Genomic DNA, 13,316 nt, shown 5'->3' with positions numbered 1-13,316 from the left:
AGACCTACCCCTTAGTGGAATGTACGACGGCGGTGCCTCCCCTGCGCGGGAGGCACCGCCGTCGGGGGTTGACAGGGCGCCAACCATAGACTGGAGTCCATGACCTCCGAAACTGTCGTGACCATCCTGTGCGGCCTGGCTATCCTCGTAGGCGTGGCGGGGACAGTCATTCCGGTGCTTCCGGGCAGCATCCTGATTGGCGCAAGCCTGCTGGCCTGGGCAATCTGGGGCGGCGCCGGCACCGCGGGCTGGGTGGTGTTCGCGATTGCCATGATGTTCGTGGTGGCGGGCATGGCTGCCAGCGCTGTCCTTACCGGCAGGAAACTGAAGGAACATTCCATCCCCAGCCGAAGCATCGTGGCCGCGCTGGTGGCCGGCGTGGCGGGAATGTTCATCATCCCCGTGGTGGGACTCTTCGTGGGCTTCGCCGCCGGACTCCTGCTCAGCGAATTCCTCCGCACCCGGAACGTGGGTTCCGCCGCGACCTCCAGCTGGGCAGCCCTCAAGGCCACCGGCCTGGGCATGCTCGCCGAGTTCGGCCTGGCATGCCTGGCGGGCAGCACCTGGGTGATCGGCGTGTGGATCGCTGCCGCAAGCGGCTGAGTGCTTGCGGGCCGGGACTGCGGGGCGTAGAACGGCACCATGACTGAACCGACTTCAGCACGCGAGCACGTGCAGGGCTGGATGGACAAGTACCAGGCCGCCTGGACCAGCAACGAGCCAGAGGACATCCGGGCCCTGTTCACGGAAGATGCGCGGTATGAAACGCGGCCGGGCGATCCGGACCCGTGGCTGGGCCAGGACGGCATTGTGGAGGGCTGGCTCGCCGCCCGGGACCAACCGGGCGACTGGACGTTCAGCTGGGAGCTGGCGGGGGCCGACGCCGACACCGCTTTCGTGCAGGGCGTCACCGTTTATTCGGGCGACCGTCCCAGCTACGACAACCTCTGGGTCATCCGGTTCGACGGGGCAGGCCGCGCCGCTTCCTTCACCGAATGGTACATGGAGCGGGCCTAGGCGCTGGCGGCATCCGCGCGGGGCAGCCGCCGGTTAGCATGGAAAGATGACCGCCGGGGATACTGCACCGATCTACTGGGACAGCCGGGACCTCACCCCCTTCGGGCAGCCGCAGCTGCGCACGCCGGTCCATGAACTTGCCGGGGGAGTGGGCGACATTCTCAGCGGCGTGCTGGGTGGACGCCACCCGGCCCTGCTGTCTGTGGACGGGGAGATCCCCCGGCTCAAGCGGATGCTGCCCAAGCCCGCCAAAATAGTCCACGAGGCCATCTTCACCAGCCGGGAGCCCGAACGGCTGATCACCCTGGCGCGTGCCTATCCCGGCTGGGCCGGGATCTGCTACCTGATGTCAGGCCTCCTCGTCTACAAGCACGGCGGCTACCTCCGGGCTTCGGAACTGCTGCAGCGCGGGCTGACCACCAGGAACGACGACGACGCCAACCGCTACTCGTCCACGTACCTGACGCGGATTGTGACCCGGATCGAACTCGCCGAACGCGTGGAGGTGCCGGTCCTCTTCAGCGAGGAGTCGGTGTTCCTGGCACTCGCCCATGCACTGCGCGAGACGGGCCGCGCCGAAGCCGCACTGGACGCACTGGGCGGACTGCCGCCGTCGCTCCCCATGGCATTGGCGCGCTGCTCGCTGGCGCTGAGCCTGGGCCGCAGCCGTACGGTGATCGACTGGACCGAAGGCCTCCTGAACGCGGACGACCTCTCGGCAGCGTTGCTGCTGGTCCGGGCCCGCGCCCTGCGCAGGGAAGGCCGGCTGGAGGCTGCCCACCAGGCGATCGCCGAGGTGCTGCGCCGGCGCAAGACCCATATGGTGCTGCGCAATGACGCCCTCACGGACCGCGCACTGCTCGTGCTGGATTCCAGCAGGCGCTCGCTCAACCCGCGCGACTGGGGGCGTCGCCGCGAGGACCCGGTGCCGCAGAAGGAGATCGCCGCACCCGTGCCCATCCGCAAGGACGAAGAGATGCGCCGGATCTGGGAACAGGACTGGAAACGGCTCAGCGACGAATAGCCCGGCCTAGCCGGCGGCCGGGCCGGCGAGCACCGGCAGCAGCTGTTCACCCAGCAGCACCACGCCCAGGGCCACCATGATCACCCCGCTGGCGAGCGTCACCGTGCGGGCGGCGCCCGGCCGGCTTTGCAGCAGGGTGCGGGACAGCAACGCGACGGCGGTGTACACGAGTCCCGCGAGCAGCACGAAGGTCATGCCCAGCAGGCCGGACTGCACCGGTACGGGCAGCGGCGCCTCTGCGCTCACGAACTGGGGGACGAGCGCCACATAGAAAAGCAGGCCCTTGGGGTTGATGCCGCTGGTGCCCATACCCTGCAGGAAGGTGCGGAGCCGCGTCTGGCCGTCACGGCCCGGCCCGGCCGTGAAACTCGCCCCGCGCCAGGAGCGCAGCGTGTTGATGCCCAGCCACATCAGGTAGCCGGCGCCGGCCAGGGTTATCCAGCCCAACACCCCGGGCGCTCCCGTCAGGACGGCAGCCAATCCCGCCACCAGCAGGACCGTGTGGAGCACGTACCCGCCGCACAGCCCTGCCACCGCGGGGACGAAGCTGCGCTGCCGGAGGCCCGCCGCGATGGAGTACGCCCAGTCCACCCCGGGCGTGCAGGCCAAGGCGGCCGCCACCAGCACAAAGGCCAAAAACAGCTCCGGGTTCATTCTTTCTCCTGCCACGAGGTCCGACAGAAGAAACCCTAGATACTTCGGCTCCGGAAGTGCTGTCCTTTTTCGCCCGCTAAAGCACCAAGAATGTAAGATTCTTGCGTGATAGACCATATCGACAGAAATATCTTGCGTTACCTCAAGGAGGACGGCAGGATGACGGCCACCGCGCTCGCCGCCAAGGTGGGCTTGACTGTGGCGCCGTGCCACCGGCGGCTCCGGGACCTGGAAAAATCGGGCGTCATCCGGGGCTACAAGGCGGACATCGATCCTGCCGCCGTGGGGCTGGGGTTTGAAGCGATTGTTTTTGTCACGCTGCGCCAGGTGGACCAGGCCACCATGGCGATTTTCGAGAGCCGCGTGGCGGAGGACCCCAACATCGTGGAGGCCCAGCGCCTCTTCGGCTCGCCTGATTACCTGCTCAAGGTCATCGCCGAGGACCTGCCCGCGTACCAGCGTTTCTACGACGCCGAGCTTACGTCCCTGCCCGGCGTTGAGCGCCTGACGTCCACGCTGGTGATGAAGAACCTGAAGTCCAACGCTGGACCCCCGGTGTAGCGCGCCGGACTGCTGCTAGTCCCTGAGCAGCCCGGTGGTGCGGTAGGGGATGACCTCGCGCAGGAACATGCTGGTGGAGGTGCGCACAATGCCGGGGCAGAGCCTGATTTCCTCCGACACGCGGTAGAGGTCGTCCGGACTGGTGGCCACCACCCGGATGAGGAGGTCGGTGTCGCCGGCCGGCGCGTGGCATTCCAGGACTTCCGGAATTTCACGGAGGGCGGCAATGGCCTCGTTGAGGTGGCTCTGGTCCAGTTCGGCACTGACGGCCGCCGCCACCCCGCGCCCGAGCGCTCCGGGAACCACCCTGCTGCTGTTGGGCCTTAATGCCCCGGATGAGGACATCCGCTCGAGCCGGGACTGCACCGTGCCCCGGGCCAGCCCCAGCCGCTGGGCCAGCACCATGATGGGAACGCGGGGATCCTCGTCCAGGGCCCTCAGGATCCGCTTGTCGGTGGAGTCCAGTTGCTGCAATCTGATCATTTCCTGTCGGTTCGGGGGGCGGCGGGTGGTCAAACTGATCAATAACGCGCCTGCCGGTTGCACCAACTGTAGGTCTGCTGGTCAAATGTTGGCAACGGTCAGGCTACCGCCGGCCCCGTAGGCTACCGCTTCCCGGCACACCACCCGGACGGCGGAACATCGTTTCCCGCAAGGAGACTGCCCTGATTGACTCTTGTTCACACTATGGTCACTCTGCATACACGGCAAGAGCCCCTGAGCTACCGGCGTCGGATTCCCGAAAGTCATCGGTAGCTGAGGGGCTCTTGTGCTGTCCCCGACATCGCGCCGCCCGCATAGTGTTGATCCATGACCCCAGCCGGCCGCTTTGCCCCCAGTCCCTCCGGCGAGCTGCATGTAGGCAACCTCCGGACGGCCGTCCTTGCGTGGCTGTTTGCCCGCTCCACCGGCCGGAGGTTCCTCCTCCGAGTGGAGGACCTGGACCGTGCGAGGGCAGGTGCGGAGGCGGTGCAGCTGCGCGACCTGACAGCCGTCGGCGTGACCTGGGACGGCGGCATCGTCCACCAGACGGGCCGCGGAACCCTTTATGCCGCGGCGATCTCCAGGCTGCAGGATGCAGGCCTCACCTACGAGTGCTTCTGCACCCGCAGGGAAATCCAGGAGGCCCCGTCCGCTCCGCACGCGCCCCAGGGGGCGTACCCGGGGACGTGCCGGAACCTCGGCCCGGCAGAGCGGGAATTCAAGCGCTCCACCCGCCCCGCTGCCATCCGCCTGCGTGCCGACGTCGCGGAGTACCGCGTACATGATGTGCTGCATGGGGAGTTCACCGGAATAGTGGATGATTTCGTGCTGCGCCGCAACGATGGAGTGACCGCCTATAACCTCGCCGTGGTGGTCGACGATGCCGAGCAGGGCATCGACCAGGTGGTCCGCGGCGACGACCTCCTGCCCTCCACTCCCCGCCAGGCGTATCTGGCGTCGCTGCTGAATATTCCTTCTCCGGAATATGCCCACGTGCCGCTGGTGGTGAATAAGGACGGCGCCAGGCTGGCAAAGCGCGACGGTGCGGTTACGCTTGCAGACCTTGCGGCGTTGGGTGTGGATGCGGCCGCCGTGCGGGACCGGCTGCTGGAGTCCCTTGGCCTGCCTTCGGGTCCGCTGTCCACGGCGTTGGCCGCATTTGATCCGGCTGCCCTGCCCAAAGCGCCTTGGGTTTGGTCCGGCCCGTAGGCTGGAGTCATGCCAGAAACCACGGAACAACCGCCCGCCAGCAGTTTCACACCCGAGACGGCCAAGGTGCTGGCCGAGGTGGCGCACAACCGCCAGAAGGACAAACTGAAGCGGCCCTACAAGGACCACGTACTGGCGGTGGGGGACGCTCTAGCTGATTTTGACGACGACATCCGCATCGCAGGCTATCTCCACGACATTGCCGAGGACACCCCAATGACCAGGCAGGCCCTGCTGGACATGGGCGTCTCCGACCGGGCCGTGCAGATCATTGAACGGGTCACCAGCCGCCTGCACAGCAACCCGGACGACTACCAGGCCGTCATCCGCGAGATCGCCGAGGACCATGACGCTGCCTTGGTCAAGATTGCGGATAACGCGCACAACTCGCTGCCTGAGCGCGTCCAGGCGCTGGCCGAGAAGTGGCCGGACAAGCCGCCGGTCACCAAATACCGTGACGCCCGCCCGGTACTCTATGCCGCCGTCGAGGTTGACGAGGTGCGGAAGATCCTGGCCCGGGTGAATCCGTGGCTGCTGGCGGAATTCGACGACCAGTTGGATGAGGATGACACCACGGACTACGAGAACCTGTCCTATGAGGAGCCGGATGCCGCCGGCGGGGCTGCTCGGCAGGCGGACGCAGAGGAAAGGGAGGCTCCCGGCGCTACGCCCTCCGGGGAGCGGTAGTTCCTGCCTCCAGCTTCTGAAGGGCAAGGTGTAGCCGTTCGGAGCCGTGGCGTTCGTCGATCACGATAGAGGCGCCGAGCGCCAGCACAATCACGAAGAGGCTGACGGGGACTGAGGCGCCCGCCGCGGCCAGGCCAACGGCAGCAGCCATTGCTGCCAGTACGCCGCCGGCCACAGTGATCACGGTGCGGTCTGCTCCCACCATGACGCTGTACAGCCATGTTATGGAGCCCTTGAACAGTGCCACCGGAATGGCAATGCTGGCCACGGCCGCGGCGGCGCTGATCCGGGCCTCGTGGTCAATATAGTAGGCGGCCACGTGGAGGCCGGCGCCGGTGGCTGCGATGGCGGCGAAAACGGGGATGTGGCCGTAGCCGAAGAGGAACGACCGGTGCCGGCGCAGGTGCAGGGCGCGTCCGGCCGGCAGCATGAAGTAGATCCACCACATGGCAAACGCCAGGGCCGTGCCGCCGAAGCCCACCAGCGCCGCATCAACACTCCAGCCGTGGTTGGCCACGATGGCCCGAAGCGTTTCAATGGCGCCGATCAGGCATTCGCCCAAGGCAATGATCGCCAGCAGCCCGTACCGTTCGGCAATGTGGTGTGCGTGCCAAGGGGTCCTGGTTTTCCGTTCGGCGGCGAAGGGGGTGGCCATCTCCAGGGCAACCAGCGGGACGATCATGAGGAACGAGGTCAAAACGTCCGCCTCGATGAAAAGCACGGCGATCCACCCGAGCTGCACCAGGGCCAGGTATCTGGCGTACCGCAGGCAGGTCTCACGGCGGGCCGGATCCTGCCGCGCGGCCCGGAGCCACTGCGACACCAGTGCCAGCCGCATGATCACGTAGCCGCCCACAATCACCGCGTTGTCCACGTGCTTGCCCTCCACCAGCGAGTGGAACATGGGCTCAATGCCCATGGCGAGGATCAGGACACCCACGATCTGGACCATGGTGACCACCCGGAAGATCCAGTCATCGGTGTCGTAGGCGCTGGCAAACCAGGTGAAGTTGATCCATGCCCAGACCACGGCGAACATCGCGAAGGAGAACCCCAACAGGCCGGGGACGACGTGGGCTGCCGCGATTTCATGGGCAAACTGGCTGCCTGCCACACCGAACGCGATCACAAACGTCAGGTCGAAGAAGAGCTCAAGCGGGGTGGCGGCGCGGTGCTTCTCATGCGGGTCGCGGCCGCCCATCCGCGCCATGGCATGACGGAGGGGGTTGGAGGACATAAATAAAAGCTACACGCGCCCCAAAGCGTCGATGTCCTCCAGGAAGTCCTGGTGCACCTCGGCGCTGACGGTGGTCCGGGTGTCGGCGATGGCGTCGAGGTAATCCTGCGTGGAGGGCCCCTTCCGGACCGCCTCGCGGACAGAGGCCGTGCCGCCGGAAGCCAGCCCGCCGTCGTCGTACACTGCTTTTTCCAGCGCACGCTGGGACGCGCTGCGGGCCGCATACTCGATATCCGCGGGGGAGAAGCCTTCGGTTTTGTCCACCAGCAACTCCACGTCCACGGCGTCCACCACGGGGGCAGGGATGAAGCGCTGCCACATGGCTTCGCGGGCCTGCCGGTCCGGCAGCCCGATAGGAATTACGTAGTCGAACCGGCCGTGCCGCAGGAAGGCGGAATCCAGGGCGCGGATAAAGTTGGTGGCGCACACCAGCAGCCGGCCGGGCTGTTCGCGGAAGGCCGGGATGATCTTGAGGAGCTCGTTGGTGACGCCCTGCAGGGGTGACGGCGGCTCGCCCGAGCGCTGGGCGGCGATCTCTTCCACCTCGTCGATGAACACCACGGCGTGCTCCAGCTCGGCGATTTCCAGGAATGTTTCGCGCAGTGCCCCGGCCAGGCCCTGCGGGTCGGCCGCGAGCCGGGAGGGGAACACCTCAACGAAGGGCCATTCCAGGCGGGAGGCGATGGCCTTGGCGAAGGTGGTCTTGCCGGTGCCGGGCGGGCCGAAGAGCACGACGGCGCGCGGCGGCACTACGCCGAATTCATCGGCTAGATCGGCCTCGGCCAGGGGAAGGACCAGGCGGCGTTCCAGCAGTTCCTTCTCCTTGCGCATGCCCGCCACGTTTTCCCACAGGTCCCGCGCCAGCACACGCCCGCCGAGCTGGCCCAGCGCGCCGAGTTCCTGCCGCTGGACGGGAATGGTGCGCTCGAAGTAGCGCAGGTTCTTCTTCAACGCGAAGCCCCGGCTGAGGAATGCCTCCACCCGGGTTTCCGATTCCGGCATGAGGGCCGAGAGCTTGTTCAGGCCGTGGGGCGCCATCCGGTTTTCGACGGCGGCGAGCAGCGAGGTGCCGATGCCCCGGCCGCGGTACTCGGGCAGCGTTGCCAGGAAGACAATCCAGCCCTGGTCGTGGGCGGCGCGTCCGACCGCGGCGCCCACCACCTGCTCGCCCTGCACCGCCACCACGGCATGGTCCTTCTCACAGGAAGCCAGCACCTCGGAGAGGGCATAGACGGGTTCCACATTGTTCGCTTTGAGGGTCTCCCACAGGTGAAGGATCCCGTCCAGGTCCGCCGAGTGGAAGTCCCTGATCCGCCAGTTGGTCATGCCGTGTCTCCCGGGTGGTTCGTCGTTGAACTGCGTCGCTGGCTTGCACAGAGCAGCAAGGTAAAGCGCTCTGCTGAGCATAGGCGATCAGCCCGCGACGAAGGGTTGCGGGGACGTTGCATTACATGGCGGCCAACGGGCCAGTGGTCAGACCTTGATCGGAACAGGATGTACTTCGTCTGCGGGGTGGCCCGCGCGCTCATGGATACGACGCACAGCGTCAGCAGAGGGGGCTTCTGACAGGCAGTAGACATAACCTGATTCGGGATCGGCCCAGGCCGATTTGAAGTCAACGCTCTCGTCGCCTTGGATGGCAAGGTCCGCGTTGTGGGCCTCCTGGAGGGCCTCCTTGGTGATTCCGACCATATTGTGGTGGACGTCCATGAATTCCGGCATGCTGGCTGTGCTCCTTAACTAGGTTCATCGTTGAAACAGCAGGATGTGCCCGAGGCTAGACCTAAGCCCGCGGGCCGTCAACAGGGTGGACGTGTTGACTCAAAGAATGCCTCTGGCACGAGGGCCTCTTGGAGGACAGGGAGGGGGCAGGCCGGTCAGATCCCTCAGATCCCCAGGGTGCCCAGCGTGTTCCGGAGGGTATCCGCGGAATGCTGCAGGGCCGCCACTTCACCGTCGTCCATGGGCATTTCGAGGACGGTGCGGACGCCGCCGCGTCCCACGATGCTCGGCAGGGAGAGCGCCACCCCTGAGATTCCGTGCTGTCCCGCCAGGACCGTGGACACGGGCAGCACCGCGTTCTCGTCCCGAAGGAGCGCTTCCACGATGCGTGCGCCGGAGAGGCCGATGGCGTAGTTGGTTGCGCCCTTTCCGGCAATGACCTTGTAGGCCGCCTGCGTCACTTCGCGTGCCGTTTCGGCAAGGTAATCGGGGGTGAAGACGCGCTCGCCGTCCACCTTCCAGTCGCGGACCGGGATGGGGCCGATGGTGGCGGTGGACCAGGCCGGGAACTCCGTATCTCCGTGCTCGCCAATAATGCTGGCGTGGACGCTGGCCACGGCCACGCCGGCACGGCGTGCCAGCAGCCACCGCAGCCGGGAGGTGTCCAGGACGGTTCCTGACGAAAAGATGCGTCCCGTTGGAAGTCCGGAGATTTGCTGCGCTGCCACCGTGAGCACATCGCAGGGATTGGTGACCAGGACGTAGACGGCGTCCGGGGAGCGCTCGAGCAGCCGCGGCATGAGGTCTTCCAGGATCCGGACGTTGGTTCCGGCCAGGTCCAGGCGCGTCTGGCCCGGCGCCTGCTTGGCCCCGGCGGTGATGACGACGACGTCCGCACCCTCCGTCACGGCGATGTCACCGCCGCCGGTCACGGACGCAGCGGCAGCAGCGAACTGGGTGCCGTGGGCGAGGTCCAGGACTTCGGCGTCGGCCTTGGCGGCGTTGACGTCGAACAGGGCGATGCTGCCGGCTGAACCGCGGATGAGGGCGGCGTACGCCAGGGAGGTGCCGACGCTCCCCGCGCCGACGATGGCGAGTTTCGATCCTGACATGGAGTACCTCGTCTTCCCCGGCCCTGTGGCGCGCCGGCGCTGGTGGTCCTGCTGCCCGCAATGGCTTTCATGCTACCGAGCGCGGCAGCCTGCGGGGCAAGAGCGTGGCCGGCACCGTTGAGAGTGTCATGCCCGAGGAGTAGCGTGTGACCCACCTCACCCACACCCATTCAGGAGCAACCATGCCATATCCGGGACGCCGGCTCGCTGCCGTAACCGCAGCGCTGGCGATGAGCGTGACCACCGGCGCCATCATGAGCCCCGCCGCTTCCGCTGACGAGCGGCAAACCCAAAAACAACCCGTGGCCACCGGCTACGGCGGTGCGGTCAGCACCGTGGACCCTGAAGCCTCGGCGGCGGCCATCGAAGTCCTCCGCGAGGGCGGCAACGCCGTCGACGCCGCCGTCGCGGCAGCAGCCACCCTGGGAGTCACGGAGCCGTACAGTGCCGGTATCGGCGGCGGCGGCTACTTTGTGTACTACGACGCTGACAGCGGCAAAGTCAGCACCATCGACGGCCGCGAGACGGCCCCGGCCGCCATGCCCCGGGATGCATTCATTGACCCTGCCACGGGTGCGGCATACCCGTTCCGCAAGCAGGCCACGAGCGGCATGTCAGTGGGCGTGCCCGGCACGCCTGCCACATGGGAACGCGCACTCGAGCGCTGGGGGAGCGTCAGCCTGGAGGAGGCCCTTGAACCGGCCATCGAGGTTGCCACCAGGGGCTTTGTTGTAGACGCCACATTCCAGCAGCAGACGCTGGACAACAAGGACCGGTTCCAGCCCTTCACATCCACCAGTGAGCTCTTCCTGCCGGGTGGCGACGCACCGGCCGTGGGGACAATCTTCAAGAATCCCGGCCTCGCCGATACCTACCAGCTCCTGGCCAAGAAGGGCATGAAGGCCTTCTATAGAGGTCCCCTTGCGAAGGAGATCGCGGAGACAGTCCAGAACCCGCCGATGGTTCCCGGTTCCGCCCTGCCCGGCCCGGCGGGGGTCATGACCACCAAGGACCTCAAGGACTACGAGGCGCTGGACCAGGAGCCCACCCATGTGAACTACCGCGGCTACGACGTCTATGGGATGGCCCCGTCCAGCAGTGGAGGAACCACGGTGGGTGAGGCGTTGAACATCCTGGAGGTGTTCGATCTTCCGTCCCTGAAGGCTGACGTGCCCAAGGTGCTGCACCACTACCTCGAAGCCAGCGCGCTTGCCTTCGCGGACCGCGCCAAGTACGTCGGCGATCCCGCCTTTGTGGACGTTCCCACGAATGCGCTCCTGGACCCGGTGTTCGGCAAGGAACGGGCCTGCGAGATCAATCCGCTGGCGGCGGCCGTCAAGCCGCTGCAGACCGCCGGAGACGTCACGTCGTACGACGGCGTGTGCCCGGTGAAGCCGGCAGCGCTCGCCGATGAGAAGGACACCGAGAACATCTCCACCACCAACCTGACCGTTTCAGACAAGTGGGGCAACGTGGTGGAGTACACCCTCACCATCGAGCAGACCGGCGGTTCCGGCATCGTGGTTCCCGGCCGGGGATTCATCCTCAACAACGAGCTCACGGACTTCTCGGTGGTGTACAGCGAAACGGATCCCAACCGGATCCAGCCGGGCAAGCGGCCCCGCTCGTCCATGTCGCCCACCATCGTCCTGAAAGAGGGCGAACCTTTCGTGGCACTCGGCTCGCCGGGCGGTTCCACCATCATCACCACCGTCCTGCAGACGCTCATCAACCGTATTGACCTGGGGATGACCATCTCGGAGGCCCTGGCTGCTCCCCGCGGCACCCAGCGGAACACGGAAAATGTTGTGGCTGAACAGGCCTTCATCGATGCGTACGGGCCCGTCCTGGCGTCGACGTACAAGCACAAGCTTGTGGCAGCGGGCGCCCCCGGAACCTCGGCGGCAGAAATTGGCGCCGCCACGGCGATTGAGTTCCTGGATGACGGACTGGTGGTCGCCGCGGCCGAGCCGGCAAGGCGCGGCGGCGGATCGGCGATGGTGGTGGATCCCGCCAAGTAACTGGTCCGCCGGCCGCCTCAAGCGTCGAGCTTTAAACCGCGACGGCGGCACACAGGTTCTGCAGCTCCAGAACCTGCGTGCCGCCGTCGGACGTAAAGGACGGTGGCTTACTTCTTGAAGGCGGCCGCCGGCGGGTTGGCGATGACGGGGGAGAGGCCGGTAAAGCCTTCGCGGGTTTCGGCGATTTCGCGGATGCGGGTGCGGCAGGCGTACCAGCCGACGACCATGAGGGCGGAGGCGATGGCGGTGACGAGCATGGTGAGGGGGGAGTCGATGAAGACCATCACGAGCACGCCCACCAGGAAGAGCAGGGAGAGGTAGCCGGTGTAGGGGGCGCCGATCATGCGGAAGGAGGGGCGTTCGAGCCAGCCTTTGTCTGCCCAGCGTTTGAGCTGGATCTGGCACAGGACGATGGTTGCCCAGGTCATGATGATGCCCACGGAGGCGACGTTGAGGACGATTTCGAAGGCCTGGGCGGGGACGAGGTAGTTCAGGGGGACGCCCAGGAGGGAGACGCCGGCGGTGATGGCGATGCCGCCGTAGGGGACGCCTGCTTTGTTCATGCGGGAGGCGAAGCGCGGGGCGGAGCCGTTGACGGACATGGAGCGCAGGATGCGTCCGGTGGAGTAGAGGCCGGCGTTGAGGGAGGACAGGGCTGCGGTGAGGACGACGAGGTTCATGATGACGTCCACGCCCTGGATGCCGATGGAGCCGAAGAACGTGACGAAGGGGCTGACGCCCTTTTCGTAGGAGGTGTAGGGCAGCAGCAGGGCCAGGAGGATGACGGAGCCGACGTAGAACACGGCGATGCGGAAGACCACGGAGTTGATGGCTTTGGGCATGATCTTTTCGGGGTTTTCGGTTTCGCCGGCGGCGGTGCCGACGAGTTCGATGGAGGCGTAGGCGAAGAGGACGCCCTGCATGAGGATGATCATGGGGAGCAGGCCGTTGGGGAAGATGCCGCCGTTGTCCGAGAGGAGGCTCAGGCCGACTTGCTGGCCGTCCACGGGGGTGCCGAAGATGACGAAGTAGGTGCCGGCGATGAGGAAGATGACCAGGGCGGCGACCTTGATCAGGGCGAACCAGAATTCCATTTCGCCGAAGACCTTCACGGAGACGAGGTTCAGGGCCAGGACCACGATCAGGGCGGTCAGTGCCCAGGCCCATTGCGGGACGGCTGCCATCCAGGGGATGTAGTTGCCGAAGAAGTTCATGTAGAGGGCTGCGGCGGTGATGTCCACGATGGTGGTGGTGGCCCAGTTGATCCAGTAGAACCAGCCGGAGACGAAGGCGGCTTTTTCGCCGAAGAATTCACGGGCGTAGGAGACGAACGAGCCGGAGGAGGGGCGGTGGAGGACCAGTTCGCCCAGGGCGCGCAGGATCAGGAACGCGAAGAACCCGCAGACGGCGTAGGCGATGACCAGGGACGGGCCCGCGGCGTTGAGCCGGCCGCCGGCGCCGAGGAACAGGCCGGTGCCGATCGCACCGCCGATCGCGATCATCTGGATCTGCCGGGGCTTGAGGTTCTTGTGGTAGCCCTTGTCCTCGGCATGCAGGGCGGTCTCGGAGGCATGGGCGTGCCCGCCGTC

14 protein-coding genes are annotated in these 13,316 nt (G+C 66.4%); 7 read left to right on the top strand and 7 right to left on the bottom strand.

Features of this window, described 5'->3' with window-relative positions; genetic code table 11:
- The first annotated feature begins 99 nt into the window (after window positions 1-99).
- The 3 genes from ACQ3DC_RS15020 to ACQ3DC_RS15010 are packed head-to-tail and all read left to right on the top strand — an operon-like array spanning window position 100 to window position 2,041.
- Window positions 100-603, top strand: coding sequence for a DUF456 domain-containing protein (locus tag ACQ3DC_RS15020; RefSeq protein ID WP_157240349.1), 504 nt, complete (start codon window positions 100-102; stop codon window positions 601-603).
- Between the two features lie 39 nt (window positions 604-642).
- Window positions 643-1,017 carry a nuclear transport factor 2 family protein gene (locus tag ACQ3DC_RS15015; RefSeq protein WP_157240351.1) on the top strand — a complete coding sequence of 125 codons (375 nt, stop codon included), beginning with the start codon at window positions 643-645 and terminating at the stop codon, window positions 1,015-1,017.
- Window positions 1,018-1,063: 46 nt separating this feature from the next.
- Window positions 1,064-2,041 (top strand): hypothetical protein, encoded by a 978-nt coding sequence (locus tag ACQ3DC_RS15010; RefSeq protein ID WP_157240353.1) that lies wholly within the window; start codon window positions 1,064-1,066, stop codon window positions 2,039-2,041.
- Window positions 2,042-2,047: 6 nt separating this feature from the next.
- On the opposite strand, the gene ACQ3DC_RS15005 is transcribed toward ACQ3DC_RS15010, so the two are convergent.
- Complete coding sequence (locus tag ACQ3DC_RS15005; protein WP_321214738.1) at window positions 2,048-2,695, bottom strand: LysE family translocator; 648 nt, start codon at window positions 2,693-2,695, stop codon at window positions 2,048-2,050.
- Window positions 2,696-2,800: 105 nt separating this feature from the next.
- On the opposite strand from ACQ3DC_RS15005, the gene ACQ3DC_RS15000 reads away from it, so the two are divergent.
- Complete coding sequence (locus tag ACQ3DC_RS15000; RefSeq protein ID WP_321214737.1) at window positions 2,801-3,256, top strand: Lrp/AsnC family transcriptional regulator; 456 nt, start codon at window positions 2,801-2,803, stop codon at window positions 3,254-3,256.
- 15 nt (window positions 3,257-3,271) lie between these two features.
- Here the strand turns inward: ACQ3DC_RS15000 and ACQ3DC_RS14995 are convergent, their stop codons facing one another.
- Window positions 3,272-3,739, bottom strand: coding sequence for an Lrp/AsnC family transcriptional regulator (locus tag ACQ3DC_RS14995; protein ID WP_157240358.1), 468 nt, complete (start codon window positions 3,737-3,739; stop codon window positions 3,272-3,274).
- A gap of 327 nt (window positions 3,740-4,066) precedes the next feature.
- Between ACQ3DC_RS14995 and gluQRS the strand changes: the two genes are divergently transcribed.
- Window positions 4,067-4,948: a tRNA glutamyl-Q(34) synthetase GluQRS gene (gene gluQRS, locus ACQ3DC_RS14990; protein WP_421094088.1), complete on the top strand. Its 882-nt coding sequence runs from the start codon at window positions 4,067-4,069 to the stop codon at window positions 4,946-4,948.
- A gap of 9 nt (window positions 4,949-4,957) precedes the next feature.
- Window positions 4,958-5,635 (top strand): HD domain-containing protein, encoded by a 678-nt coding sequence (locus tag ACQ3DC_RS14985; RefSeq protein ID WP_321214735.1) that lies wholly within the window; start codon window positions 4,958-4,960, stop codon window positions 5,633-5,635.
- On the opposite strand, the gene ACQ3DC_RS14980 is transcribed toward ACQ3DC_RS14985, so the two are convergent.
- From ACQ3DC_RS14980 to ACQ3DC_RS14965, 4 genes are all read right to left on the bottom strand, one after another.
- Entirely contained in the window at window positions 5,613-6,872 is a 1,260-nt protein-coding gene (locus ACQ3DC_RS14980) for a low temperature requirement protein A (RefSeq protein WP_321214734.1), read from the bottom strand. The two genes, ACQ3DC_RS14985 and ACQ3DC_RS14980, sit on opposite strands and share 23 nt — an antisense overlap.
- A 9-nt stretch (window positions 6,873-6,881) precedes the next feature.
- Window positions 6,882-8,198 (bottom strand): ATP-binding protein, encoded by a 1,317-nt coding sequence (locus ACQ3DC_RS14975; protein WP_157240365.1) that lies wholly within the window; start codon window positions 8,196-8,198, stop codon window positions 6,882-6,884.
- Window positions 8,199-8,345: 147 nt separating this feature from the next.
- Window positions 8,346-8,594, bottom strand: coding sequence for an SCO4226 family nickel-binding protein (locus ACQ3DC_RS14970; RefSeq protein WP_157240367.1), 249 nt, complete (start codon window positions 8,592-8,594; stop codon window positions 8,346-8,348).
- 164 nt (window positions 8,595-8,758) lie between these two features.
- The gene (locus tag ACQ3DC_RS14965) at window positions 8,759-9,706 is read right to left on the bottom strand and encodes an L-lactate dehydrogenase (RefSeq protein WP_323058029.1); all 948 of its coding nucleotides are present in this window, start codon (window positions 9,704-9,706) and stop codon (window positions 8,759-8,761) included.
- Window positions 9,707-9,888: 182 nt separating this feature from the next.
- Between ACQ3DC_RS14965 and ggt the strand changes: the two genes are divergently transcribed.
- Window positions 9,889-11,727: a gamma-glutamyltransferase gene (gene ggt / locus ACQ3DC_RS14960; protein WP_430752610.1), complete on the top strand. Its 1,839-nt coding sequence runs from the start codon at window positions 9,889-9,891 to the stop codon at window positions 11,725-11,727.
- 107 nt (window positions 11,728-11,834) lie between these two features.
- Here the strand turns inward: ggt and ACQ3DC_RS14955 are convergent.
- On the bottom strand, window positions 11,835-13,316 hold a 1,482-nt coding region (locus ACQ3DC_RS14955), incomplete at its 5' end, for an amino acid permease (protein WP_430752609.1).

Source organism: Paenarthrobacter sp. NEAU-H11 (assembly GCF_050573415.1).
Lineage (GTDB): Bacteria > Actinomycetota > Actinomycetes > Actinomycetales > Micrococcaceae > Arthrobacter.
This window is presented reverse-complemented; position numbering and strand designations above follow the sequence as displayed.